The organism is Mycobacterium sp. NGS35 (assembly GCF_059812855.1).
The window spans coordinates 166,306-190,309 of the sequence record NZ_JCALDL010000007.1; the positions used below are offsets into that span (position 1 = coordinate 166,306).

Consider the following 24,004-nt stretch of genomic DNA (forward strand, 5'->3'; position numbering starts at 1 on the left):
GCCGAGTCAGTCGTCGGCGGCAGCAGCCTCCAATTCGGCGATCACGATCTTGCGCATGCCGAGCATCGCCTTGGTGGCGGCCGCAGCGCGAGCCGGGTCCGGATCGTTGACTAATTCGAAGAGGCGGTCAGGCACGATCTGCCAACTCAAACCGAAGCGGTCTTTCAACCACCCGCATTGCGATTCCTCGCCGCCGTCGACGAGCCGGTCCCAGTAGTAGTCGACCTCCTCCTGGTTCCTGCAGTGCACCATGAACGACACCGCCTCGGTGAAGGAGAAGACCGGGCCACCGTTGAGGCCGGTGAAGCGGGTGCCGTCGAGCACGAATGTGCCGGACGCCACCTGGCCGGGAGTACCAGGGCCCGCCTCGGTATAGCGGTCGAAGCCTTCGATTCTGGAGTTCGGGAACACGGACGTGTAGAACTGCGCGGCCTCCTCGAGGTTGTCGTCGAACCACAGGCACGGGGTGATGGACGGCATGGTGTTCTCCTCCTCTGGTCACTGGTATCGACTGCCACTGTCACCCAAACTCATCGCGGCAGACGTCCACGAGACCGTCGATCTCGGGTCCGCTACCGTGACCCGATGAGCAGCACACCTCAGGTGGTGACCTACTGCGGCGTCAACGACGTGACGCTGGTCGCCGACGAGTGGAACCACAACGCGTCCACTGACGGGCGGCCCTCGATTCTGATGCTCCACGGCGGCGGGCAGAACCGGTTCTCGTGGAAGAGCACCGGTCAGGTATTGGCCGACAAGGGTTTCCATGTGGTGGCGCTCGATTCTCGTGGGCATGGGGACAGTGATCGCGCGCCCGGCGCGGATTACGCACTCGAGACACTGTGCGGCGACGTGCTGCGCGTCATCGACGCCATCGACCGGCCCGTCGCGTTGATCGGCGCCAGCATGGGCGGGCTGACCGGCATTCTTGCTGCCCATGCCGCCGGGCCGGCGACGGTGAGCAAGCTTGTGCTCGTCGACGTGGTGCCGCGGTTCGAGAAGAGCGGCAGTGCACGCATCCGCGACTTCATGTTCAGCCATGTGCACGGCTTCGACTCCCTGGAGCAAGCTGCCGATGCGGTCGCGGCATATCTGCCACACCGGACGCGGCCGCGCAGTCCGGAGGGTTTGAAGAAGAACCTGCGCCAACGAAACGGCCGTTGGTATTGGCACTGGGACCCGAAGCTGCTGACCAAGCCGGAGGACGATCCGCATCTGCGTGTCGAGAAACTCGAAAGCGCGGCGATCGACCTTCGCATTCCGATTCTGCTGATCCGCGGCAAGCTGTCCGACGTGGTCAGCGTCGAGGGAGTCAAAAATTTCCTCGAAAAGGTCCCTACTGCTGAATTCGTCGAACTTTCCGACGCCGGTCACACCGCAGCGGGAGACGACAACGACGCTTTCACCGACGCCGTCGTGCAGTTCGTCACCCGCTGACGAAAAGCCCTCAGCCACACTCTTTTTCATCGTCTTCGTCGTCGTCGAACATGCGGTCGGGGTGGAAGTAGGTGTTGGTGTGGGGCTGGCCGTGATCGAGGTCTGGGGGTGGGATCCATTCGGTGGTGCCGTCGGCGCGTTTTCGGGTGGTCCAGCCAGTGGTGGCGTCGCGGTTGTGGGGTCCGCAGGACAGGGTCAGGTTATCGATGTCGGTGGGGCCGCCGGTGGCCCAGTCGCGCAGGTGGTGGATTTGACACCAATAGGCCGGTACGTCGCAGCCGGGGTGGGTGCAGCCGCGCTCTAAGGCGTAGAGCAGCAGGCGTTGTTCGGGGGTGCCCAGGCGGGTGGTGCGGCCCTTGTAGAGCTGCACCCGTCTGGCCTGGTCGAACACGAGTAGATAGTGGTAGGCGTGGGCAGCCATGCGGATCAGGTCGGTGACCGGCAGCCAGCTGCCTGAGCCGGTGTGGGCCTTGCCGGCTCGACGTTGGAGGTCGTCGAGCGCGACGGTGGCGGTAATGGTGACCGGCAGGCCCTGATGCGAACCCAACTCACCCGACATCAACGTCGAGCGCACCATCGCGGTGAGCGCGTCGTGGTTGCGCTGGGCGGCGCTGCGCTCATCGGCGCTGACCGCTTCTGCCGCGGGCTGGCCGTCGACGGTCGTAGTGGGGTCGGCGGGGTTACAGGCGCCGGGGGCCGCCCATTTGGCCAGCACGGCGTCCAGGCCGGCGCGCAGCTGCGGGTCGAGCCAGCCGGTGATTTTGGACATGCCATCGGGGGCTTGCGGCGAAATAGTGATGGCGCGGCGGCGGGCGCGGTGCTCGTCGGAGTAGTCGCCGTCGGGGTTGAGCACGTCGGTGTAGTGGTCGGCGGCGCGTTGCAGTTCGTCAGGGCGATGGCGGGTGGCGATGGCGGCCAGTCGCGCTTCGGCTGTGGCGCGGGTGGGTTCGTCGATCCAGCACGGCAGCTGCGCCAGAAACGTCCGGATGATCTTCACATGCTCGGCGCTGATGGTTCCGGCGCTCTGGGCGGCCGCGGTCGCCGCCAGCTTCGGCGGCAGCGGTTCACCGGTCAGCGCGCTCCGCGGTGCGAGGTCGACCGCATCGTCGATGCGGCGCGCCGCCTCGCGCCGATAGATCCGCAGCCGGTCGGCCAGCACTTGGGGCAGGCGCCCACCGAGCTCGCCGGGCGAGGCGTGGGTCAGCTCGGCGAGCAGTTCACGCTCGAGGGCCGGCAGGCGTCGGCGCCAGCGTTCGTGACGCTCCAACAGCGCCACCCGCTCGGCGGTGGACAAGCCGTCGCGGTCGAGCGCGGTGATGGCCTCCAGCGCGGCATCCACGGCGTCATAGACGGCCACCGCCGCCTCGAACGCGATCGAATTCATACCCCGAATCTAGAGACACCCACTGACAAGCATTGCCCGCCAATACGTTTCACACCTACTTATCCACAGCAACCGAATTCATCCACAAATCGAGGAACCGATCTTGACAAGAACCGACGACCGGCTTATTCAGCGCGCCGCTAACCCGAACGGTGGGCGCCTCTAGATTACGAATGTGAACCTCGTCCTGACCGACCAACCGACGCCGGACCTCGCCGTCGTCACGCTCAACAACCCTGATCGTCTCAACGCACTCAGCATGGAGATGGTGTCGCAACTGCACGCCACGCTCGACGCCCTCGCCGAATCCGACACCAGGGTGGTGATACTGACCGGCGCCGGCCGCGGCTTCTGTTCCGGCCTGGACCTGTCGCAGCCGGCCATCGCACCGACCGCGGAAGCCCGAACCGGCCCTGCGGCCGGCATGCGTACGCAAGAATTCATCGCCTCATTGGTGCCTAGAGTGATGGGCATTCCCCAGCCCGTGATCGCCGCCGTCAACGGTGCCGCCGTCGGAGGTGGCCTCGGCATCGCCGCCGCGTGCGACCTCCGCATCGCCGCGCGCAGCGCGATGTTCTGCACTCAGTTCATCAAGCTCGGCCTGTCCGGCTGCGACATCGGTGTCAGCTACACGCTGCCCAAGCTCATCGGCACCACCCGCGCGGCCGAAATGATCTTCACCGCAAAGAAAGTCGATGGCGAAGAGGCCGAACGCATCGGCCTGGTGTCCGAAGTGGTCGACGACGAGCACTTGCTGACTCGGGCACGCGAGATCGCCGAAACCTTGTTGTCCTTCACCTCGTTCGGACTGGAAATGACCAAGCAGGTTTTCCGCGCCAACCAAGACGCCGCCAACGTCGAAGCCGCCATCGCGCTGGAAAACCGCACCCAAATCCTCGCGGCAACTAGCGTTTTCGCCACCACAGGCCAGACCTTCTCCGATGCCGCTGGTAAACCCTCGAAAGACAAGTCATGAACGGCGACAAACTGCGTGACCTGTTCGATCTCACCGGCCGCACTGTGATCATCACCGGCGGAACCCGCGGAATAGGCTTCGCGCTCGCACAGGGCCACCTTGCCGCAGGCGCCAACGTCGTCATCACCGGCCGGTCCGCGCAACGCTGCGAAGATGCCCGCCAGGCGTTGGAAGTAGACGCACCGGGACGGGTCGCAGCCATCGCCGCGCACATGGGTCACCTCGATCACGTGAAAAGCCTTGTCCAACAGGCCGTAAGCGCATTCGGTGGCATCGACATACTCGTCAACAACGCGGCGACGTCTCTGCTGCAGCAATTTGGCGAGATCACCCCGGAGGCATGGCACAAATCCTTGTCTGTCAATGTCACCGGTCCGCTGTTTCTGGTGCAGGAGGCACTTCCTCATCTGGCGCAGAGCGAACACGCGGCGATCGTCAATCTGATTTCGCCGGCCGCATTCCTCTTTTCGGGCAACATGCCGCTCTATGCGGCCGGGAAGGCGGCGATGCTCGCACTGACTCGCTCGATGGCGGCAGCCTTTGCGCCGCAGGGGATCCGGGTCAATGCGCTCGCCCCCGGCCCAGTGGACACGCAGATGATGCGTAACAACCCGCAAGAGTTCATCGACGCGACGGCCAACGAGACGCTGCTGAGGCGCCTCGCCGATCCAGACGAAATGGTGGGTCCTGCATTGCTTCTCACCTCAGACGCCGGAAGTTACATCACTGGACAGGTGCTGCTTGCCGACGGCGGCATGGTGACTCACTAAGCCAGCAGCGGCACGGTGTCCAGCCGGGTGTCGGTGAGAATTTCGAACATGGCCCGCCGGGCGGCGACGAGTTCGACAGAGCCGACTCGCAGTCGGCACGTCGACACCGCAGAGTTGTAGCAGTACTTCGTCTTTCCGTTCGTGTCCATGTAGTTGAGTCCGATCACATCCCGCGGCTCGGCGGTGATGGAACCCTGCAGCACCACGTCGTCGACTCGGGCCGAGAACCGCCAAGCGAACGGCCGGTATTCGCCCGTTGTGCGCCGCGCTGCCACAAGCGACCGGACAGCGAGCTCACGCCCGTCATGCCGCAACACCAGTAGGGTTGTCGGTGGCAGGGTCACCGGGCCGAGTCCTGCACGGGCAGTGGCGATTTCGAAGGACGACGATGCCGCGGTGTCGAACCCGCACACCTGGCCGTAGGCATATGCGGGCGTGTGCCGCCGGCCCCAATTGTGGTTGACGCTTCCCGTCCAGCCGTTCACGTCAATACGCAGATCGTCGACTGTGACATGCCCGTCGAAACGCGCCAACGGGGCACGGACTGATGTCTTCGCGGACGGAAAGCGCGCCGAATACCGCCGCTCCGTCAACAATTTCACCGGCTGCCCGCCGCCTGTGATTCGCAGATCCCAGGACGCGCTGCGCGGACCGGCAATCGCGCCACGAGCGCCGTCATCGTCGAGGAACGTGTCGCCGATCCATACGGCCCACGGATCGGCCTGAATTGACACCTCTTCGATGGGGTACGGCTGCTTCACTGCGCAATTCCCGGATCCGTCCGGGTCGAACACCATCACCCAGACGTCCGCACTCTCGGCGCCACTGCTTGTCAGCAGCAACGTCTCCCGCAGCCAGAGCGCCTGTGCGGCAGAGGGATGGTTCGCACGGATGAAGCGACTCTCGTAGTACGGCGCCCTCACGGGGACGCGCCGCCGTCGGATTCCGCGAGCCGTTGATGCAGTCGCGCGCGAATCTCGTCGGGGGTGTACGCGTTACGGCGCCGCTGGTCCCGAGCCACCAGCACCCCTCCGGCCGCCACCCCGGCGACCGCCGCCAGACCGATCCACTTCACCCACTTGCGCATTGCGCTCAGCTTATGCTGCGACCGTGGACGAGCACACCGTGTCGCTCGAGCGAGCTCTGGAAGAAACGAGGACCGGCGACATCTGGCTGTTCCGCGGGCGGTCCGGGCCGGACCGAGCCATCCAGTCGATGACCAACAGCCCGGTGAACCACGTAGGAATGACGGCCGCGATCGACGATCTACCGCCGCTGATGTGGCACGCCGAACTGGGCAACAAGCTCACCGACATGTGGACTGGCCAACAGCAGCGAGGCGTTCAACTCAACGACGCACGCGAGGCGGTCGAGCAGTGGATGCGGCGTTACGGGCAAAAGTGCTGGCTGCGGCAGCTCACGCCGCCGCCGACTCGCGAGCAGGAGGACCGGCTCCTGCGGGTGATCGCCCGAATGGACGGCACACCGTTTCCGAGCACGATTCGATTGACGGCCCGCTGGTTCCGCGGCCGGACACCGAAGCCGACCGACGTCGTCCTCGGAATTCCCGTGGCGGGCAGGAGATTTCGTGGCGCCGCTGAACGCAAGAAGGCAAGGCAACGGCAAGCCGGCCTGGAAACCGCCTACTGCGCAGAGACAGTGGCGATCACCTATGAGGAGATGGGACTGTTGTCGACGCACAAGAACTCGAATTATTTTGACCCAGGCTCATTTTGGAGTGGAGATCGGCTGCCACTTGCTGACGGCTACCGGCTTGGCGACGAGATCGCGGTGATCGTCGACTAGTCGACCGCGATCTCCGCCAACCGCGACCACCCCGTGGCGTCGACGGTCTGACTAATCACCTTGGGGGTGGATACCAGCGCCTGAGGCAGATCGCGCTGCGCGGCTTTGAAGTGCTCGCTGTTGACGTGCGCTGCGCCGGCGTCGGCGTCCCGGAACGCCTCGACGAGAACGTACTCGGCCGGGTTCTCGAGGCTTCGCGACCACTCGAACCAGAGGTTGCCTTCTTCAGCCCGGGTTGCCTCGGTGAACGGCGCGACGAGCTCCGGCCAACGTTCCGTCCATTCCGGCTTCGTCTCGAACTTTACGACGATGAAGATCATGCTGGCCCCTTTCCCGGTGAACCGTATCGCTCACGACGACGCCGGTTCCACTACCGTTGACACCAAACACTCCGAGGGGAGCAGCGCCATGAGGATCCGGTTCGGTTATGTCACAGTCGAGGTCGACGACCGGCTGCGTCAACGGCTGGCTCTTGCCGTCGACCGGCTGCGCGTCAACGTCACCGCCTATCTGCGCGTCGCCTCTGATGACGTGGGTGCCGCCAGTCAGCGGCTGCGGGGCATGTGCGACCGGGCCGCGGAGCGGGTGGATGTCACGTTGACGACGGTGAACGACCGCATCGATCCCGTGGAGGTGCCCACGGAGCCGCGGCTCACCGCGGTCTAGAGCGTCACCAATGACGCAGGTGTGACCTGCCGACTTGGTAGCCGCTGGGAAACGATTTCTCGATCACTCGGAATCGATCGTCGGCCTTGGATTCCAGCTCGAGTACGACACAGCCGTCGCAGACGCACTTCGATTCCAGAACTTTGTAGTGCTCTCCCCCACCGTGAATGTCGGTGATCGGGTCGCCTGAGCGTAGTGCCTCGACGGGCACGAGCTCGCTGGCACCTAGTTGCTGTGACTCCACTCACGACACGTTAAGCCATCGAGGCCCGTCAGGGAACGGGTTGTGGGACGCATGCCACCCCAAGGATCCGCCGAGCGAGGTGCTGCATATTGCAAGAGATCACGCTTTCCTGCGCGAAAATGTGTCCACTTCTGAGCGCGTGCGCGGTCCTATAGGTGAACGCGGCAGGCGGGAGGAGAACAACCCACCATGAATATGCAGTACGCCCGAGCGGTCGTCGCACACGAGCAGGCATACCAGGAGCGGATCCACGCCATCCGCATGTTGATGGAGAACTCGTACCGCTCTCCGCACGCACAACGGCCCGCCGCGACGAGAGTCGCGACGGGCCGCCAGCTGCCGAACTAGCCAGCCATGAACTGGTTGTACGCCGACTCCAGATCCGGCGGCAGCACCGACACGTTGCACTGGCGCTGCGTGTCACCGATCGGCGCCAGGATGCCGCGCAGGTCGTAGTACTCCTGCGGGTGAGCCGTGAAGTACGCACGCAGGTTGGACTCGGCCTCCGGGCGCGGCTGGTTGAACGCAGCCGTCACCACCTGGTTGGCGCCAGGGTGAGTGTCGAGGTACTGACGCGCCGAACCGGTCACTGAACTCACGGTGCCGGCCACCTGGCTGGCGCTGCACTGGTCGGGCGCGGCAGTCGCCGTCGGCGCCGCAATGGTCGCGGCGGCGAGTCCCCCAAGCAGGCTTCCGGCACAAGCGCCGACCACGCCGCGGCGCACGTTTTTACCACTTACTTTCATCATCATTTCCTTCACATCGCGAATGGGTCGCAGATTTCCCCGCCCGAAATCCAAGGTAACCGAAGGAAAACCGACGCAAACGCGCTGCTAGCGGCCAGTTGTTCACTGAGAGCGAGCGTTACGCCATTTCCGCGTGATCTGGGCCTCAAATATGGCCGAATTTCGATTGTCCATCATTTATGTTCTAAGAATTCGCCGCATTTTCTTAGTCCGGCCTGTCCGCATAGTGATCGAATCGTTAGGTGGTGATTGCTCGACCAGGTGAAGCACCTCGGCGTTGAACCGGAACTCCACTACTGCACCGTCGAAACGCGTCACGGTGTCGTCGACAATTGGCGGGTGGCTCCCACGCCTGAGTACTTCCATCTCGAAATGTCCGAGTTGCGCGAAGTCGCTCGGTTCGCGGTCCAAAACGCCGAGGACGTCCTGCACGTCTTCGAAGAGGTCCACCCACTCGATGCACGGCCTCGATCGGCCGTGGATGCCGCGTGGGCATTCGCCAATGGCGCGAAGCGAAGCAACCTCCAGCGGGTCACTGCTCTCGATGCTCACCGAGCAGCCAACGGCGCCTGCGAAGCATGCCGCGCACGCGGCAGGCGACGCGGCAGCAGCCGCTTACCTACATCCGTTTGCCAAGGCTGATCAGGTGGTCACATTCTTCGCTCGGCTGCCCATGCCGCGGTCGCGGCAGAACTCGCCGCCGGTGACCGACGGCTCGGAATCGCCCACATCAAGCGAGCAGCCGCACGTGCATCGCCCGTCTTGATCGACGTTCTGCGCCGCTATCCACCGGCGCCGGCAGGAACGACCCGCGTTGCGGAACTCATGAGGCTATTGGACGGCTATCTGAGGTCATGCTGAGCGAACCACCGCGCACGCCCGAGGCTTTCAAGTTGCTACACGTTGAACCGGAACTCCACCACGTCGCCGTCGGCCATCACGTAGTCCTTGCCCTCCATCCGGACCTTGCCGGCGGCGCGGGCCGCCGCCATCGACCCGGCGCCCACCAGGTCGTCGTAGGACACCACCTCCGCTTTGATGAAGCCCTTCTCGAAGTCGGAGTGGATCACCCCGGCCGCCTTCGGCGCGGTATCGCCCTGGTGGATAACCCAAGCTCGCGCCTCTTTGGGGCCGGCGGTCAAGAACGTCTGCAGACGCAATGTGTGAAACCCCGCGCGCGCCAACGCATCTAGGCCACGTTCGGTTTGGCCGATCGACTCCAACAGCTCGGCGGCGGACTCGTCGTCGAGCTCCAACAGCTCAGCCTCGATCTTGGCGTCCAAGAACACCGCGTCGGCCGGCGCCACCAATTCCCGCAGCGCGGCCTGCCGCGCAGCATCGGTCAGCACCGCCTCGTCGGCGTTGAAGACGTAGAGAAACGGCTTCGTCGTCAACAGATTCAGCTCACGCAGCAGCGACGTGTCCACACCTGCGGCGAACAACGTCGTTCCCTCGTTCAACACCTTCTCGGCGGCCTGCGCCGCCTCGAGCACGGGCCGCCTGTCCTTATGGGTACGCGCCTCCTTCTCCAGACGCGGCAGGGCGCGCTCCAGCGTCTGCAGATCCGCCAGAATTAGCTCCGTCTCGACGACCTCGATGTCCGACGCCGGATTCACCTCACCGGAGACGTGGGCGACGTCGTCGTCGGCGAACACTCGCACCACCTGGCAGATTGCGTCGCACTCGCGAATGTTGGCCAGGAACTTGTTGCCCAGGCCGGCGCCTTCGGACGCGCCCCTGACCAGGCCCGCGATGTCGACGAACGTCACAGGCGCCGGCACGATACGCGCTGACCCGAACATCTCGGCCAACTTCTCCAGCCGCGGGTCGGGCAGCGCTACCACGCCTTCGTTGGGCTCGATCGTGGCGAACGGGTAGTTCGCGGCCAGCACGTCGTTGCGTGTCAAGGCGTTGAACAACGTCGATTTGCCGACGTTGGGCAGGCCGACGATCCCCAGGTTCAGACTCACAGGGTCCACAGTCTAGGCATTTGCGACATGCGCACCCAGCCGTGCTTGACAGCGGACTTTGCGGTTCAACCGGTACGGTCTATCTGTGTCTGCACAGCGGGACGCTTCGGTGGTGAGTGCGCAGCGCCGCTCCGTGCACCCGAATGTGCCGGGTGTGCCGTGGTGGGGTGCCGTAGCGATCGCCGTCATCGCCACCGCCATCGGCTTCGCATTCGACGCCGGCGGCGGCAATGAGCTGACTCACGTGTTCGCTGCGCTGTATGCGGTCGGCTGCGTCGCGGCGGTGCTGGCGGTTCGGCAATCCGGGTTGTTCACCGCCGTCGTGCAGCCCCCGATGATCCTGTTCGTCAGCGTGCCCGGCGCCTACTTCGTGTTCCACGGCGGCAAGCTGAGCGGCCTCAAAGATGTGGTCATCAACTGCGCCTATCCACTGATCGAGCGGTTTCCGCTGATGCTGTTCACCTCCGGGGCGGTGCTGCTGATCGGGCTGGCGCGCTGGTTCCTCACTAACCGCGCGTCCGATGCGGAACCCGCCAAGGCGGTACGGGTGACCGACATCGCCGACAAGATCGCTGGGCTGTTCTCCCGCACGGGCAACGAACCGGAGCAGGAGGAAAAGGACAAGGAGCCGGCCCGGAAACGTCGCCACGCGGTCGACCGGCCCAAGACCACGCGTTCGGCGCAGCGCGCCAAAGCCGCAAAGCGCGCGGAGACCACCCGGACGCGACGGGCACGAACGCCGCTCGACGAGGACGACGTGCAGCCGCGGCGACGCCGAAGCCGCGACGCGGGCCGGCAACCCGACGAGTCCGTCGACCTGCCCCGTCGCCGATCGGCTGCCGCCCGCTCCGCGCGCAACCCGTACGAGCGGCGCGAGCCCTACGACCGCCGCAATCCCTACGAGCGCCGCGAACCCTACGAACGCCGAGCATCCCACGAACGTCGCAGCCGGTACGACTCCTACGACCCGTTCGAGCCGTTCGATGTGCCGCCACGTCGGCGTCCTGGCAGCAACGGATCCTCGGTCAACTCCGCGGTCACCAACGGCACCCACCACCCGATCTCTCGGGTCCGCTACCGCAGCAGCCCCGCGGACGCCGAGGCTCGGGAAGACCAGCCCGTGCGCCCACGCTCGCGGTCGTGGGAAGCCGAGACCTGGGAGTACGACATCTGAAAGCGCTTGCAGCGCTTGACGATCAAGCCCGCGACGGGCGAATTTCACGCGGCAGCGCAAACACCAGCGTCTCGTTGGCAGTGGTCACCGGCTGCACCACGTCGTAGCCCAAGCCGGCCAGCCGCTCCAGCACGCCGCGAACCAGCACCTCGGGCACCGAAGCCCCCGACGTGACGCCCACCGTGGTGACGCCGTCGAGCCAGGCCGGATCGATGTCGTCGGCGTAATCGACCAGATACGCGGCAGCCGCCCCGGCGCCCAGCGCCACCTCGACCAGCCGCACCGAGTTGGACGAGTTGCGCGACCCGACGACGATCACCAACTCACACTCCGGGGCCATCGCCTTGACGGCGACCTGGCGGTTCTGGGTGGCGTAGCAGATGTCGTCGCTGGGCGGGTCCTGCAGCTTGGGGAAACGCTCGCGAAGCCGCTGCACGGTTTCCATCGTCTCGTCGACCGACAGTGTGGTCTGTGACAGCCACACGACCTTGTTCTCGTCGCGTACGGTCACGTCGTCGACGGCGTCGGGGCCGTCGACCAACTGCACATGCTCGGGCGCCTCACCGGCGGTTCCTACCACTTCCTCGTGGCCTTCGTGGCCGATCAGCAAGATGTCGTAGTCGTCGCGGGCGAACCGCTTGGCCTCGTTGTGCACCTTGGTGACCAGCGGGCAGGTGGCGTCGATCACCTGAAGATTGCGCTCGGCGGCCGACTGGTGCACCGTCGGCGCGACGCCGTGGGCGGAGAACACCACGATGGCGCCCTCGGGCACCTCGTCGGTCTCCTTGACGAACACCGCGCCCGCCTTCGCCAGCGTGTCGACGACGTGTCGGTTGTGCACGATCTCATGGCGCACATACACCGGCGCCCCGTGCTTCTCCAGCGCCCGCTCGACGGTTTCGACGGCGCGGTCCACACCCGCGCAGTAGCCACGCGGCTCGGCGAGCAGGACTCGCTTGCCGGTGGGTCGCTGCGCCACGCCGCTGGCGGCGCCAGGAATCCCCATGTTGACGGTTGGCGGCATAGAGCCAGGGTACGGTCCGGCGCCACCTGCGCGCCAAACGCCGGGGCAAGCTTTGACATGCGCCAGCGTTAGGGCAGGCTGGACCACATGGCCAATGCACCATACGGGGTTCGGCTGCTGGTCGGTGCCGCAGCCACTGTCGTCGAGGAGACGCGCAAGTTTCCCCACACGCTGCTGATGTACCCGATGACGCTGGTCAGCCAGGCCGCGCATCTGTTCATGCGGGTTCAGCAGAACATCGCCGACATGGTGATCAAAGGCGACGAGACGCTCGACACCCTGTTTCCGCCCAAAGACGAGCAGCCGGAGTGGGCCACCTTCGACGAGGACCTCGAGGACACCGCACAGGTCACCCCGCTGAGCAGCGAGCGCGACCGGCGGGCCGAAGGCCGGTTCGCCCTGTACTCGGCTGACCCGCCGCCGGCGGAGACGACGACGAACGCCGACGACGCGACACCGGCCGCCACAGATCCGCCGGAGATCGCCGTCGAACTCGGCTATGACGACCTCACGCTGGCGCAGCTTCGGGCCCGGCTGCAGTCGCTGTCCGTCACCGAACTCGACGCGCTGCTGGCCTACGAGGAAGCCACCAAGGCCAGGGCGCCGTTCCAGACCCTGCTGGCCAACAGGATCACGCGCGCGTCCGCCAAGTGACCGCTCCTGCGCCGCCGAACTCAGCGGAGCACCCGTGGCCGGTGCGGGCCGTCGCCACGCGGGTGGCCAAATGGATCGACCGGCTCGGGATGGTCTGGGTCGAAGGTCAGCTCACCGAGATCAACATCCGGCCCGATTCCAAGACCGTGTTCATGGTGCTGCGCGATCCGGCCGCGGACATGTCGCTGACGGTCACCTGCCCGCGCGACCTCGTGCTCGCAGCACCGGTCCGGCTGGCTGAAGGTACGCAGGTGGTCGTCTGCGGCAAGCCGACGTTCTACACCGGGCGCGGCTCGTTTTCGTTGCGGCTCAGCGAGATTCGCGCGGTAGGTATCGGCGAGCTGCTGGCCCGGATCGAGCGGCTGCGACGGCTGCTGGACGCCGAAGGGCTGTTCGACGTCCGGCTGAAGCGGCCGCTTCCGTTCTTGCCCACGGCGGTGGGGCTGATCACCGGACGGGCCAGCGCCGCCCAACGCGACGTGATGACCGTTGCCTCGACCCGGTGGCCGGCGGTGCGGTTCGAACTGCGCAACGTCGCGGTTCAGGGACCCAACGCGGTGCCGCAGATTGTCGACGCGTTGCGTGATCTGGACGCGCATCCGGACGTCGACGTGATCGTGCTCGCCCGGGGTGGTGGCAGCGTCGAAGACCTGCTGCCGTTCTCCGACGAGACGCTGTGCCGGGTGATCGCGGCATGCACCACGCCGGTAGTCAGCGCGGTGGGCCACGAGCCCGACAACCCGATCTGCGACCTTGTCGCCGACGTGCGCGCGGCCACGCCGACCGACGCGGCGAAGCGGATCGTGCCGGATATGGCCGCCGAGCGGGCGCTTCTCGACGACCTATGCCGTCGCAGTGCACGCGCGCTGCGGCACTGGGTGAGCCGAGAAGAGCGACTGGTCCATCAGCTGAGATCCCGGCCCGTGCTGGCCGCACCGCTGCAGATGCTGACCGCCCGCAGCGAGGTGATCGAACGGGCACGCAGCGCAGCACGACGCGACATCAAGCGCTTGGTCGCTGCAGAGACCGACCGGATCGGCCATCTGTCGGCGCGCCTCGCCACGCTGGGGCCGGCAGCGACACTTGCCCGTGGCTACGCGGTGGTACAGGCGATCCCAGAGGGCGCTGCACCGGTGGTGGTGCGTTCGGCCGCGCAGGCGCCGGCTGGTACGCAGCTGCGAATCCGGGTTTCCGACGGCGCATTCGGCGCCGTCAGTTCGGGTGAAGAGCAGTCATGACAGACCCCTCGCCGGCCCCCGAGCCTAGACCCATTAGTGAACTCGGCTATGAAGAAGCCCGCGACGAGTTGATGGAAGTAGTCCGCGTGCTGGAGCAGGGCGGACTCGATCTGGATACGTCGCTGAAGCTCTGGGAAAGAGGCGAAGAGCTGGCCAAACGCTGTGAGGAACACTTAGCCGGAGCCCGCAAGAGAGTAGAGGATGCGCTGGCCGGGCGCGACGGCGATGGCGCTGGCTAACTAGTTTCTTTTGCAACTAGTTCTCGAAATTGGAACAGGTTTCAGTTATGCTTCCGACATGGCTGACGCTTCACTGACGACCGATCTGGGCAAGGTGCTGGTCACCGGCGGCTCCGGGTTCGTCGGCTGCAATCTGGTAGCCACACTGCTCGACCGCGGGTACCAGGTACGCGCGTTCGACCGCGTGCCGTCGCCGCTTAGCGGCCGTTCCGGCCTCGAGACGGTGGTCGGTGACATCTGCGACCCCGACGCGGTGGCCGCCGCGGTAGAAGGCGTGGACACGATCTTTCACACGGCGGCGCTGATCGAACTGATGGGCGGGAAGTCGGTCACCGAGGAGTACCGGCGCCGCAGCTTCGCCGTGAACGTCGAGGGCACCAAGAACCTTGTGCATGCGGCGCAGAAAGCCGGGGTGAAGCGCTTCGTGTACACCGCGAGCAACAGCGTCGTCATCGGCGGTAAGGCGATCTCCGGCGGCGACGAAACTTTGCCGTACACGGATCGATTCGCCGACCTCTACACCGAGACCAAAGTGGAAGCCGAGAAGTTCGTGCTGTCGCAGAACGGCGTCGCCGGGCTGCTGACGTGTTCCATCCGGCCGAGCGGTATCTGGGGCCGCGGCGACCAGACGATGTTCCGCAAGGTGTTCGAGCGCGTCGTCACCGGCCAGGTCAAAGTCCTGATCGGCAGTAAGAAAGCGCGCCTTGACAATTCGTACATCGCGAACCTGGTGCACGGCTTCATCCTTGCGGCGCAGCACCTGGTTCCGGGCGGGACCGCGCCCGGTCAGGCGTACTTCATCAACGACGACGATCCGGTGAACATGTTCGAGTTCGCCCGCCCGGTCGTCGAGGCCTGCGGTGAGCACTGGCCACGGTTTCGCATCTCCGGCCGCCTGGTGCACTTCGTCATGACGGTGTGGCAGCAGCTGCATTTCAAGTTCAACTTGCCGGCACCGCCGCTGGAACCCCTTGCGGTGGAACGGCTTTACCTCGACAACTACTTCTCGGTGGAGAAAGCTCGGCGCGAGCTGGGCTACGAGCCGCTGTACACCACCGAAGAGGCGATGCAGGAGTGCCTGCCGTACTACATCGAGCTGTACAACGAGATCAAAGCGCAAGGCAAGCAACCGGCCAAGGTCTAGCCCACCCCTCCCCTCGTCCCCGCGAGCGTGCGTGTCTGCGCACCGACACGCCGCAGAAGTGCGTACCGCGGCGCACGCTCGCGCCGGGGCTACTTCGGCATCGCGATGATCGACACGGCTGGCTAACGTTCATCCGATGGACTTCACCGAGAGCCAGAAGCGAGCGCTGGCCGTCGTCACCGTTATCGCGCTGGCGTTCGGCGCGTACTTCCTGCGGAGCTACTTCATTCTCGTCGTCGTCGCGGCGGTCGGCGCCTACCTGTTCACCCCGTTGTTCACGCGGCTCGACAAACGGTTCAGCACCGGCCTATCCGCCACGATCACGCTGTTGGCCGCGCTGTTGGCGGTCGTCATACCGGCGGCACTGTTCGTCTTGCTCGCCACGGTCCAGATCACGCACATGGTCAAAAGCGTCGCGAACTGGCTGGCCGCGACCGATCTGAGCTCACTCGGCGACAGGATTCTGCGGGGCGTCAACAGGCTGCTGGACAAGCTGCCGTTCGTCGACGTCAACGTCACGCAGGAGTCGTTGCGGAAAGGGGTGACGACGCTCTCGCAGCACGCCGGTCAATGGCTGCTCGACTTCCTGCAGACCGCCGCAGGCAGCGTCGTCGGCGCCGTCACGTCGGCGATCATCTTCTTGTACGTGTTCGTCTCGCTACTGACCAAGCGCGACAGGCTGATCACGCTGATCCGGCGACTCAATCCCCTGGGCGAGGAGGTCACCGACCTGTACCTGACCAAGATGGGCGCGATGGTGCGCGGAACAGTCAGAGGCCAGTTCGTGATCGCGGCGTGCCAAGGTGTGGCCGGGGCGTTGTCGATTTACATCGCCGGCTTTCACGATGGATTCTTCATCTTCGCGATCCTGCTGACCGCGCTGTCGATCATCCCGCTCGGTGGCGGCATCGTGACGATCCCGTTCGGCATCGGAATGGCTTTGTTCGGCAACCTCTTTGGCGGCGTATTCGTCGTGCTGTGGCACCTGCTGGTGGTGACCAACATCGACAACTTCCTGCGACCGATCCTCGTGCCGCGGGCTGCGCGCCTCGATCCGGCGCTGATGTTGCTCGCGGTGTTCTCCGGCATTGCGATGTTCGGCTTTTGGGGCATCGTGATCGGTCCTGTGCTGATGATCGTGATCGTGACGACGATCAGCGTCTATCTCGCCGTGTACAAAGGCGTTCCGCTGGAAACCGCAGTGGACGATGACCGGCCGACCCGTCGATGGCCGTTGCGCCGCAAGGCTATTGAGCAGCCAGCCGTTCCTTGAGGAATGCGACGACGCGCTTGCGGGCCTCGTACGCTGGGTGGCCGTCCCGCTCTCGAACCTGATCCGTGAGCACCGAATGCGCCATCCGGCCGAAGCCGTGCTCGTTACCCGGTGACGAGTCGATCTCGATCACCTCGAACGCATCACCGAGCCGTTGTCTGAGCGTCTCGAACCGCTCGGCCGGCACTGCGGGGTCGCCGGTGAACCGCAACCCCATCGCGCACAAGCCTTCGTCGGTGGCCCGCTGCACCACCCGCTGCAACTCGCGCTCCGAGAGCCCGGGGTTGCGGCGCTGCGCCGGAGTGAGCGCGATCGGCACCGACGGCTGACTGAGCACGGGAGCCAGCACGCTGTCGTCGACGGCCGCCGCCAAGGCGAAGCCGCCGGTGAAGCACATCCCGATCACGCCGACGCCCTTGCCTGGAGTGCGTTCGTTGAGGTCGCGCGCCAGCGCCCGCAGGTAGCGCGCCACCGGCCGCTCAGCGTTGGTGGCGAACGCCATGAATTCCCGCGCCACGCAGGCCCGCGCCATCGTCGGTACCAGGTAAGCAAGGCTGATCGCGCGGCCCGGCTCCCCGAACAGCGACGGCGATGCGACCGTAAAGCCGTTGTCCACCAAATGATTTCCCAGGGCCAGCACTTGCGGGGTGAGCCCGGGTATCTCCGGGATCAGCACCACCCCGGGACCGTCCCCTTTGCGGTACACGTCATGGGTGATGCCCTCGGCCGTGAACGGAGCTGCGGTCCAACCCGTCAGGTCAGCTTCCGGTGCGGTCATGGGTCTCCTATCGCGCGGGGAGCGGCGGTTGTGACTGCGTGGCCGCGGCCAGCGTACGAAATTCGTCAGCGGGTGCGCCGCCTGCAATCGCGATTTGCGCCGCACCGCCGGGTCCGGCCAGGCGTGTGGTCCACAGCTGCTTGTCGCTTTTCGGGTCGTCGTAGACCACCCAACTGACGCCGTCGACGTTCTGAGCACCCGTCGGGTACAGCGACTGAGCAGCGCTGATCTTCTCGACGAGCTCGTGCTCGTCGGCGTTGCTCTGCGTCAGGCTGAGGTACATGCCGCTGGGCGCCAGATACCCGACCGTCGAGAGCACCGCCCGCTCCTTGCGGCCGGTGGCCGGGTCGGTGCGGCCGTCGTCGATGCTGTCGCGGCGTCCCGAATTCGCGCGCCAGCCGTCGGGCAGACGCGGCAGGCGGATCGGAAATCCGAGCTGGGCCGCGTCGGCACGCATCTCGGCGGCAGCGTCGAAGGACGGTGCCGGACCGCTCTTCGGGCCGCGCGGCTGAAACGAACACATCCCGACCAGCCCGGCGAGCACGATGCAGGCCACCACCAGCGGCGCCAGCGACCAGAACATGTCGCGGCCGTCCTGGAGCAGTCTGGGCTTCGATGGCCTGGGCACCGGCCCCTGCGGACTGCTCACGCCGCCAGTATCCCAGCTCCCGTCAGTCCACCCCTTTCTGGGACAATCGCGGCATGACGGAACCTCGCCGACGAGAAGCTCCCGACCGAAATCTGGCATTGGAGCTCGTCCGGGTCACCGAGGCGGGCGCCATGGCGGCGGGCCGCTGGGTGGGTCGCGGCGACAAGGAGCGCGGCGACGGTGCAGCTGTCGACGCGATGCGTGAACTGGTCAACTCGGTCTCGATGCGCGGCGTCGTGGTGATCGGAGAGGGCGAGAAGGACAACGCGCCCATGCTCTACAACGGCGAGCACGTCGGCAACGGCTGGGGTCCCGAGGTGGACTTCGCGGTCGACCCCATCGACGGCACCACGCTGATGAGCAAGGGCCTGGCCAACGCGATCTCGGTGTTGGCGGTGTCCGAGCGTGGCACGATGTTCGACCCGTCGGCGGTGTACTACATGGAGAAGATCGCCGTCGGGCCTGAGGCGGCCGACGTTATCGACATCACCGCGCCGATCGGAGAAAACGTGCGGCGGGTGGCGAAAGCCAAGAACATGTCGGTCTCGGATATGACGGTGTGCATCCTGGACCGGCCGCGCCATCAGCAGCTGATCGCCGATGTGCGTGCCGCGGGCGCGCGGTGCCGGCTGATTTCCGACGGCGACGTGGCCGGTGCGATTTCGGCATGCCGTCCCAACACCAGCACCGACATGCTGGCGGGCATCGGCGGCACTCCCGAAGGCATCATCGCCGCCGCCGCGATCCGCTGCATGGGCGGCGCCATCCAGGCGAAGCTGTGGCCGAAGGACGACGAGGAACGCCAGAAGGCCATCGACAAGGGCCACGACCTCGACCGTGTGCTCGACACCGCCGAGCTGGTGTCCGGTGACAACGTCTTCTTCTGCGCCACCGGCGTCACCGACGGCGATCTGCTCAAGGGCGTCCACTTCTACGGCGGCGGCTGCACCACGCAGTCGATCGTCATGCGTAGCAAGTCGGGCACCGTGCGAATGATCGAGGCTTACCACCGGCTGTCGAAACTCAACGAATACTCGGCGATCGACTTCACCGGTGACACCAACGCCATCCAGCCGCTGCCGTAACAACACACGAGTGAGGAACTTCATGACCGACGCTGCCGTCGAGAAGGCAACTGACGCCGACGAATACCGCATCGAGCACGACACCATGGGCGAAGTTCGGGTACCCAAGGATGCGCTGTGGCGTGCCCAGACCCAGCGCGCGGTGGAGAACTTCCCGATCTCCGGCCGCGGCCTGGAGCGCACTCAGATCCGCGCCCTCGGCCTGCTCAAAGGCGCATGCGCCCAGGTGAACAAGGACCTCGGGCTGCTCGACCCGCAGAAGGCCGACGCGATCATCGCCGCGGCCGCCGAGATCGCCGACGGGCAGCACGACGACCAGTTCCCCATCGACGTCTTCCAGACCGGATCGGGCACCAGCTCCAACATGAACACCAACGAGGTGATCGCAAGCATCGCCGCCCGCAACGGCGTCACCGTCCACCCCAACGACGACGTCAACATGTCGCAGTCGTCGAACGACACCTTCCCCACCGCCACACACATTGCGGCCACGGAAGCCGCTGTGCGACAACTCATTCCAGCGCTCGAGGTGCTGCACGAGTCGCTGGCGAACAAGTCGCGCCAGTGGCGCACGGTGGTCAAGTCCGGACGCACGCACCTGATGGATGCGGTGCCGGTGACGCTCGGCCAAGAGTTCAGCGGATATGCCCGCCAGATCGAGGCCGGCATCGAGCGGGTGCGCGCCGCGCTGCCCCGGCTCGGTGAACTGGCGATCGGCGGCACCGCCGTCGGCACCGGGCTTAACGCGCCGGACGGCTTCGGCGAGAAGGTTGTCGAAGTGCTGCGGGAGCAGACGGGTTTGGCCGAATTGCGCACGGCCGTCAACTCGTTCGAGGCGCAGGCCGCACGCGACGGGCTCGTCGAAATCTCGGGCGCGCTGCGCACCATCGCAGTGTCGCTGACGAAGATCGCGAACGACATCCGATGGATGGGGTCAGGCCCGTTGACCGGCTTGGCTGAGATTCAGCTGCCCGATCTGCAGCCGGGCAGCTCGATCATGCCGGGCAAGGTGAATCCCGTTATCCCCGAAGCGGTTACGCAGGTCGCCGCGCAGGTGGTGGGCAACGACGCGGCAATCGCCTGGGGTGGTGCGAACGGCGCATTCGAGTTGAACGTGTACATCCCGATGATGGCGCGCAATGTGCTGGAGTCGCTCAAGCTGCTGGCCAACGCATCGCGGCTGTTCGCAGAGCGCTGCATCGACGGGCTCGTCGCCAATGAGGAGCGGCTGCGCACGCTGGCCGAGTCGTCGCCGTCGATCGTGACGCCGCTGAACTCCGCGATCGGCTACGAAGAGGCGGCCGCCGTGGCGAAGGAAGCGCTCAAGGAGCACAAGACGATTCGCCAAGCCGTCATCGACCGCGGGCTGATCGGCGACAAGCTCTCCGAGGAAGAGCTGGACAGGCGTCTCGACGTCCTCGCCATGGCCAAGGTCAAGGAGTGATTTCGGTGCGCTAACGTGCGCTGCGCGCCGGAAAGCGCACCGAAATCACTGGCTCGGGCCGCCCGGGTTCTGGTCCGGCAGGTCGGTGATCGGGAAGTTCGGCATCGGCTTGGGCGACGGCGTATTCGGCAGCGACGGGATCTCCGCGGCCGGGATGTCGTGAAGATCGTTGGCGGGCGGGCCGTTTTCCCGTCCGCCGTAGACACTGCCCGGCGCTCTCGGGCCCAGCAGCTGGCTCACCGTGACCATGTGGTAGCCGTTGGCCTTCAGCACGGGAAGAAATTGGTACACCAAGTCGACCGTGCTCGAGTACGTGTCGTGGAACAACACCACCGAGCCTGGCCTGATCTGCGTCATCAGCATGTACCGCGTTGCCGCGGTGTTGGAGTCGTTGATCCAGTCGAACGGAATCACGTCCCACAGGATCGCCGCCAGCCCCTGTTGGGCGGCCACCTGGTTGACGGCGTCGTTGGTCAATCCGCCGGCGGGCCGCCAGAGCTTGGGGCGCTGACCGGTCGCCGAGGCGATCGCGTCGCTGGCCTTCGACAGTTGCGGGGCGATCGCGTCGGGCGGGATCGTCGTCATGTTGGGGTGTTCCCAGGTATGGCTGCCCACTTCCATGCCGGCGTCGACGATCCGCTTGGCGCCGGCGGGGTTGGCCGCCACCTTGTTGCCGATCAGGAAGAACGTCGCCTTCGCGTCGCTGTCCTTCAAGATCTGCAGCAGACGGTCGGTGTACGGGCTCGGTCCGTCGTCGAATGTCAGCGCCACGCACTTGACCTTCGAACAATCGACGTCGTCGGCGCTGGTCAGCTTCACATGACCGGTCACGCTGCCGATCACCAGCACCGCCACTGCCCCAGCCGCTGCGCACAGCGTCAGCCAGTACGGCTTGACGCGGCTCGCGGGTCGTCTCGGCACGCGGGGCAGCTTACCGGCCGCAGCTTGAAGCGCCGCTACGGCAACGCGCCGGGGCTGATCTCCTCGAGCATCTCGGTGACCAGCGCCGCGATCGGCGACCGTTCGCTGCGCACCAGCGTGATGTGGGCGAACAGCGGATGGCCCTTGAGTTTTTCGATGACGGCCGCGACGCCGTCGTGGCGACCCACCCGCAGGTTGTCACGCTGGGCGACGTCGTGAGTGAGCACCACGCGCGAGCCCGCCCCCAGCCGCGACAGCACAGTCAGCAGCACGTTGCGTTCCAATGACTGTGCCTCGTCGACGATCACGAACGAGTCGTGCAGCGACCGGCCCCGAATGTGGGTCAGCGGCAGCACTTCGAGCATTCCCCGCGACAGCACCTCGTCGAGCACCGCGGGACTGGCCAGGCCTTCCAAAGTGTCGAAGACCGCCTGCGCCCAAGGGCCCATCTTGTCGCTCTCGCTGCCCGGGAGATAGCCCAGATCCTGGCCGCCGACCGCGTATAGGGGCCGGAACACCACGACCTTGCGATGCGTACGCCGCTCGAGCACGGCCTCAAGACCCGCACACAGTGCCAGCGCCGACTTCCCGGTGCCTGCCTTGCCGCCCAGCGACACGATGCCCACGGATTCGTCGAGCAGAAGATCCAGCGCCACCCGCTGCTCGGCGGAGCGGCCGCGCAACCCGAACACCTCACGGTCGCCGCGCACCAGCTGCACCCGCTTGCCGGCATTGACGCGCCCGAGTGCGTGCGAGGCACCGCCAAGCAACCGGATCCCGGTGTGGCACGGCAGATCTCGCGCCGCCTGCAGGTCGATCTCGCCATCGGCGAACAGCGCGTTGATGTCGGCCGCGGACGCGTCGAGTTCGGCCATGCCGGTCCAGCCTGACACGATCACGTCCTGGGCGTGGTACTCGTCGGCGCGCAGGCCAACCGCCCCGGCCTTGACGCGAAGCGGAATATCCTTGCTCACCAACGTGACTCGCTTGCCCTCCGCAGCGAGGTTGGCCGCACAGGTCAGGATGCGCGCGTCGTTGGTGTCGGTGCGGAAACCGGCGGGCAGCACTGCCGGGTCGCTGTGGTTGAGTTCGACGTGCAGCGTTCCGCCTTGTGTCCCAACGGGAATCGGCTGATCCAGCCGGCCGTACTCCAGTCGCAGATCGTCGAACAGCCGCAGCGCCTGCCGGGCGAACCAGCCCAGCTCGTGATGGTGGCGCTTGGCCTCGAGCTCACTGATCACCACCAACGGAACCACCACTTCGTGTTCGGCGAACCGGGTGGTCGCCCACGGGTCGGACAGCAGCACCGAGGTGTCGAGCACGTAGGTCCGCAGAGGCGATGGCGCTTCGGTCACGTAGAGCTCCTGGAGCCCGCGCGGCCCCGCGGGTCGGCATCGTAGGGCCGGGGGCCGCCCGGATAGCAGAGCGTGTCGCTAGCCATCAGAGGCGACGCTACCCCCGTCGCTGCGTCACCGCCTCGCAGGCGCGCCGGTGCGGCTCAGTCGCTGCCCGCCGTACCGCTCAGCGAACGAAGTCGGCGAGCTCTGCCCGGTCGGTCACACCCCACGACGCGATCGATTCGGCAATACCTTGGCGCATCAGGTTCTCGTCGTAGATGCCGGCTTCGGCGACCGCGGCGACCTTGTCCTTGTAGGCATCGATGTCGGCGCCGACGACCTGTAGTTCGGCCGCCCGCGCGGCGACCGCGCCAACCGTCTCGTCGGGTTCCAGCCGCAGGCACTCGCGCACCAGGTTCTCGAAGAACAGCAGGTGACGCTCCTCGTCGCCGGCGATCCGCTCGATCAGGCCGCGCAGCGTCGGGTCCTCGATACGCTCGGCCAGCCGCCGGCAGAACACCGCGTGCTGACGCTCACGCAGCGCCATGAAAACCAGCGTCTCGATGCGGCTGAAGTGGTCGGCACGGTAGCCCTTCATCACGTGCTGTACACGCACCGCTTCGTTGGCCACCGGGTCGATCTCCCGCGTGACGATCAGGTACTCGCGCAACGCGATCTGGTGCAGAGTCTCTTCGGCGGTCCACCGGCCGATCCACATGCCCCACCAGTCCTCGAGGATGAAGTGCTCGACGAACTCGCGGTGGTAGCCGGACAGGTTGTCCTTGGTCACCAGGAAAATCTCCAGCGCATCGGTGATCGGCCTGGGCAGCGTCGCCTGCGACGGATCCCAGTCACGTCCGCCGAGAAACGCGAAGTTCTCGCCACGGTCGAACGGCACGAAATCATGTGCGTACCACGGCACGGCGGTGTCGATGTGCCGGTGATAGTTCTCTCCGACAACGGGTTCGAGCGCCGCCATGAAAGGCGTCATGACAGGTTTCTGTGCCATGCGGTTACAGTAACCCAAGTCTGTGGGAATCGTAAA

General features: G+C 65.9%; 28 protein-coding genes and 1 pseudogene. 15 read left to right on the plus strand and 14 right to left on the minus strand.

Annotated elements, in window-relative coordinates:
• Positions 1 to 6: 6 nt before the first annotated feature.
• Positions 7 to 480, minus strand: a complete 474-nt coding sequence (locus tag AC5Y4C_RS13845) for a VOC family protein (protein ID WP_499947562.1) — start codon at positions 478 to 480, stop codon at positions 7 to 9.
• A 105-nt stretch (positions 481 to 585) separates the two neighbouring features.
• Between AC5Y4C_RS13845 and AC5Y4C_RS13850 the strand changes: the two genes are divergently transcribed.
• The gene (locus AC5Y4C_RS13850; protein ID WP_499909660.1) at positions 586 to 1,437 is read left to right on the plus strand and encodes an alpha/beta fold hydrolase; all 852 of its coding nucleotides are present in this window, start codon (positions 586 to 588) and stop codon (positions 1,435 to 1,437) included.
• A gap of 10 nt (positions 1,438 to 1,447) precedes the next feature.
• On the opposite strand, the gene AC5Y4C_RS13855 is transcribed toward AC5Y4C_RS13850, so the two are convergent.
• Positions 1,448 to 2,821, minus strand: coding sequence for an HNH endonuclease signature motif containing protein (locus tag AC5Y4C_RS13855; protein WP_499963634.1), 1,374 nt, complete (start codon positions 2,819 to 2,821; stop codon positions 1,448 to 1,450).
• 175 nt (positions 2,822 to 2,996) lie between these two features.
• Here AC5Y4C_RS13855 and AC5Y4C_RS13860 point away from each other — a divergent pair, with 175 nt between their 5' ends.
• Positions 2,997 to 3,797, plus strand: coding sequence for an enoyl-CoA hydratase/isomerase family protein (locus AC5Y4C_RS13860; protein WP_499963636.1), 801 nt, complete (start codon positions 2,997 to 2,999; stop codon positions 3,795 to 3,797).
• On the plus strand, positions 3,794 to 4,567 hold the full coding sequence (locus AC5Y4C_RS13865) for an SDR family NAD(P)-dependent oxidoreductase (protein ID WP_499963638.1): 774 nt from the start codon (positions 3,794 to 3,796) through the stop codon (positions 4,565 to 4,567). The genes AC5Y4C_RS13860 and AC5Y4C_RS13865 overlap by 4 nt, the downstream gene beginning before the upstream one ends.
• Here AC5Y4C_RS13865 and AC5Y4C_RS13870 read toward each other — a convergent pair.
• Together AC5Y4C_RS13870 and AC5Y4C_RS13875 are read right to left on the minus strand one after the other, a co-directional pair.
• Positions 4,564 to 5,490 carry a hypothetical protein gene (locus AC5Y4C_RS13870; protein WP_499947569.1) on the minus strand — a complete coding sequence of 309 codons (927 nt, stop codon included), beginning with the start codon at positions 5,488 to 5,490 and terminating at the stop codon, positions 4,564 to 4,566. The genes AC5Y4C_RS13865 and AC5Y4C_RS13870 overlap by 4 nt on opposite strands.
• Positions 5,487 to 5,654 carry a hypothetical protein gene (locus AC5Y4C_RS13875; RefSeq protein WP_499947570.1) on the minus strand — a complete coding sequence of 56 codons (168 nt, stop codon included), beginning with the start codon at positions 5,652 to 5,654 and terminating at the stop codon, positions 5,487 to 5,489. The genes AC5Y4C_RS13870 and AC5Y4C_RS13875 overlap by 4 nt, the downstream gene beginning before the upstream one ends.
• 38 nt (positions 5,655 to 5,692) lie before the next feature.
• Here AC5Y4C_RS13875 and AC5Y4C_RS13880 point away from each other — a divergent pair, with 38 nt between their 5' ends.
• Complete coding sequence (locus AC5Y4C_RS13880) at positions 5,693 to 6,373, plus strand: guanylate cyclase (RefSeq protein ID WP_499963713.1); 681 nt, start codon at positions 5,693 to 5,695, stop codon at positions 6,371 to 6,373.
• Here AC5Y4C_RS13880 and AC5Y4C_RS13885 read toward each other — a convergent pair.
• Entirely contained in the window at positions 6,370 to 6,693 is a 324-nt protein-coding gene (locus tag AC5Y4C_RS13885; RefSeq protein ID WP_499909648.1) for a putative quinol monooxygenase, read from the minus strand. The genes AC5Y4C_RS13880 and AC5Y4C_RS13885 overlap by 4 nt on opposite strands.
• An 88-nt stretch (positions 6,694 to 6,781) precedes the next feature.
• Between AC5Y4C_RS13885 and AC5Y4C_RS13890 the strand changes: the two genes are divergently transcribed.
• Positions 6,782 to 7,039, plus strand: a complete 258-nt coding sequence (locus AC5Y4C_RS13890; protein ID WP_499909646.1) for a hypothetical protein — start codon at positions 6,782 to 6,784, stop codon at positions 7,037 to 7,039.
• 4 nt (positions 7,040 to 7,043) lie between these two features.
• Here AC5Y4C_RS13890 and AC5Y4C_RS13895 read toward each other — a convergent pair whose 3' ends face one another.
• Positions 7,044 to 7,283: a hypothetical protein gene (locus AC5Y4C_RS13895; protein ID WP_499909644.1), complete on the minus strand. Its 240-nt coding sequence runs from the start codon at positions 7,281 to 7,283 to the stop codon at positions 7,044 to 7,046.
• 189 nt (positions 7,284 to 7,472) lie between these two features.
• On the opposite strand from AC5Y4C_RS13895, the gene AC5Y4C_RS13900 reads away from it, so the two are divergent.
• Positions 7,473 to 7,631: a hypothetical protein gene (locus tag AC5Y4C_RS13900; protein ID WP_499909642.1), complete on the plus strand. Its 159-nt coding sequence runs from the start codon at positions 7,473 to 7,475 to the stop codon at positions 7,629 to 7,631.
• Here the strand turns inward: AC5Y4C_RS13900 and AC5Y4C_RS13905 are convergent.
• Positions 7,628 to 8,029 (minus strand): heme-binding protein, encoded by a 402-nt coding sequence (locus tag AC5Y4C_RS13905; RefSeq protein ID WP_499963640.1) that lies wholly within the window; start codon positions 8,027 to 8,029, stop codon positions 7,628 to 7,630. The genes AC5Y4C_RS13900 and AC5Y4C_RS13905 overlap by 4 nt on opposite strands.
• Positions 8,030 to 8,401: 372 nt before the next feature.
• Here AC5Y4C_RS13905 and AC5Y4C_RS13910 point away from each other — a divergent pair.
• Positions 8,402 to 8,890: pseudogene (locus AC5Y4C_RS13910) on the plus strand (putative immunity protein).
• A gap of 35 nt (positions 8,891 to 8,925) precedes the next feature.
• Here AC5Y4C_RS13910 and ychF read toward each other — a convergent pair.
• Positions 8,926 to 9,999 carry a redox-regulated ATPase YchF gene (ychF, locus tag AC5Y4C_RS13915; protein WP_499963642.1) on the minus strand — a complete coding sequence of 358 codons (1,074 nt, stop codon included), beginning with the start codon at positions 9,997 to 9,999 and terminating at the stop codon, positions 8,926 to 8,928.
• A gap of 85 nt (positions 10,000 to 10,084) precedes the next feature.
• On the opposite strand from ychF, the gene AC5Y4C_RS13920 reads away from it, so the two are divergent.
• Positions 10,085 to 11,173, plus strand: a complete 1,089-nt coding sequence (locus AC5Y4C_RS13920) for a DUF6542 domain-containing protein (RefSeq protein WP_499963644.1) — start codon at positions 10,085 to 10,087, stop codon at positions 11,171 to 11,173.
• A gap of 22 nt (positions 11,174 to 11,195) precedes the next feature.
• On the opposite strand, the gene AC5Y4C_RS13925 is transcribed toward AC5Y4C_RS13920, so the two are convergent.
• Positions 11,196 to 12,197, minus strand: a complete 1,002-nt coding sequence (locus tag AC5Y4C_RS13925) for a 4-hydroxy-3-methylbut-2-enyl diphosphate reductase (protein ID WP_499909621.1) — start codon at positions 12,195 to 12,197, stop codon at positions 11,196 to 11,198.
• 87 nt (positions 12,198 to 12,284) lie between these two features.
• On the opposite strand from AC5Y4C_RS13925, the gene AC5Y4C_RS13930 reads away from it, so the two are divergent.
• The 5 genes from AC5Y4C_RS13930 (at position 12,285) to AC5Y4C_RS13950 (ending at position 16,745) form a co-directional block, all read left to right on the plus strand.
• Positions 12,285 to 12,851, plus strand: a complete 567-nt coding sequence (locus tag AC5Y4C_RS13930; RefSeq protein ID WP_499963646.1) for a lipid droplet-associated protein — start codon at positions 12,285 to 12,287, stop codon at positions 12,849 to 12,851.
• The gene (gene xseA / locus AC5Y4C_RS13935) at positions 12,848 to 14,089 is read left to right on the plus strand and encodes an exodeoxyribonuclease VII large subunit (protein WP_499963648.1); all 1,242 of its coding nucleotides are present in this window, start codon (positions 12,848 to 12,850) and stop codon (positions 14,087 to 14,089) included. The genes AC5Y4C_RS13930 and xseA overlap by 4 nt, the downstream gene beginning before the upstream one ends.
• Complete coding sequence (locus AC5Y4C_RS13940; protein ID WP_499963650.1) at positions 14,086 to 14,328, plus strand: exodeoxyribonuclease VII small subunit; 243 nt, start codon at positions 14,086 to 14,088, stop codon at positions 14,326 to 14,328. Before xseA ends, AC5Y4C_RS13940 begins: the two co-directional genes overlap by 4 nt.
• A 58-nt stretch (positions 14,329 to 14,386) precedes the next feature.
• A complete protein-coding gene (locus tag AC5Y4C_RS13945) occupies positions 14,387 to 15,472 on the plus strand; it encodes a 3-beta-hydroxysteroid dehydrogenase (RefSeq protein ID WP_499963652.1) in 1,086 nt (361 codons plus the stop codon).
• A gap of 136 nt (positions 15,473 to 15,608) precedes the next feature.
• Positions 15,609 to 16,745, plus strand: coding sequence for an AI-2E family transporter (locus tag AC5Y4C_RS13950; RefSeq protein WP_499963654.1), 1,137 nt, complete (start codon positions 15,609 to 15,611; stop codon positions 16,743 to 16,745).
• Here AC5Y4C_RS13950 and AC5Y4C_RS13955 read toward each other — a convergent pair.
• Complete coding sequence (locus AC5Y4C_RS13955; RefSeq protein WP_499909611.1) at positions 16,720 to 17,523, minus strand: dienelactone hydrolase family protein; 804 nt, start codon at positions 17,521 to 17,523, stop codon at positions 16,720 to 16,722. The two genes, AC5Y4C_RS13950 and AC5Y4C_RS13955, sit on opposite strands and share 26 nt — an antisense overlap.
• 7 nt (positions 17,524 to 17,530) lie before the next feature.
• A complete protein-coding gene (locus tag AC5Y4C_RS13960) occupies positions 17,531 to 18,172 on the minus strand; it encodes a DUF4245 domain-containing protein (protein WP_499963656.1) in 642 nt (213 codons plus the stop codon).
• A gap of 53 nt (positions 18,173 to 18,225) precedes the next feature.
• Here AC5Y4C_RS13960 and glpX point away from each other — a divergent pair, with 53 nt between their 5' ends.
• Both glpX and AC5Y4C_RS13970 read left to right on the plus strand, forming a co-directional pair.
• Complete coding sequence (gene glpX / locus AC5Y4C_RS13965) at positions 18,226 to 19,257, plus strand: class II fructose-bisphosphatase (protein WP_499909606.1); 1,032 nt, start codon at positions 18,226 to 18,228, stop codon at positions 19,255 to 19,257.
• A gap of 22 nt (positions 19,258 to 19,279) precedes the next feature.
• Positions 19,280 to 20,701, plus strand: coding sequence for a class II fumarate hydratase (locus AC5Y4C_RS13970; RefSeq protein WP_499909604.1), 1,422 nt, complete (start codon positions 19,280 to 19,282; stop codon positions 20,699 to 20,701).
• A 45-nt stretch (positions 20,702 to 20,746) separates the two neighbouring features.
• Here AC5Y4C_RS13970 and AC5Y4C_RS13975 read toward each other — a convergent pair whose 3' ends face one another.
• The 3 genes from AC5Y4C_RS13975 to AC5Y4C_RS13985 form a co-directional block, all read right to left on the minus strand.
• Positions 20,747 to 21,583 carry a polysaccharide deacetylase family protein gene (locus AC5Y4C_RS13975; protein WP_499947979.1) on the minus strand — a complete coding sequence of 279 codons (837 nt, stop codon included), beginning with the start codon at positions 21,581 to 21,583 and terminating at the stop codon, positions 20,747 to 20,749.
• A 74-nt stretch (positions 21,584 to 21,657) separates the two neighbouring features.
• Positions 21,658 to 22,956: an RNA 5'-3' helicase PhoH2 gene (gene phoH2 / locus AC5Y4C_RS13980; RefSeq protein WP_499909850.1), complete on the minus strand. Its 1,299-nt coding sequence runs from the start codon at positions 22,954 to 22,956 to the stop codon at positions 21,658 to 21,660.
• Positions 22,957 to 23,143: 187 nt separating this feature from the next.
• Positions 23,144 to 23,968, minus strand: coding sequence for an acyl-ACP desaturase (locus AC5Y4C_RS13985; RefSeq protein ID WP_499963658.1), 825 nt, complete (start codon positions 23,966 to 23,968; stop codon positions 23,144 to 23,146).
• Positions 23,969 to 24,004 lie beyond the last annotated feature (36 nt).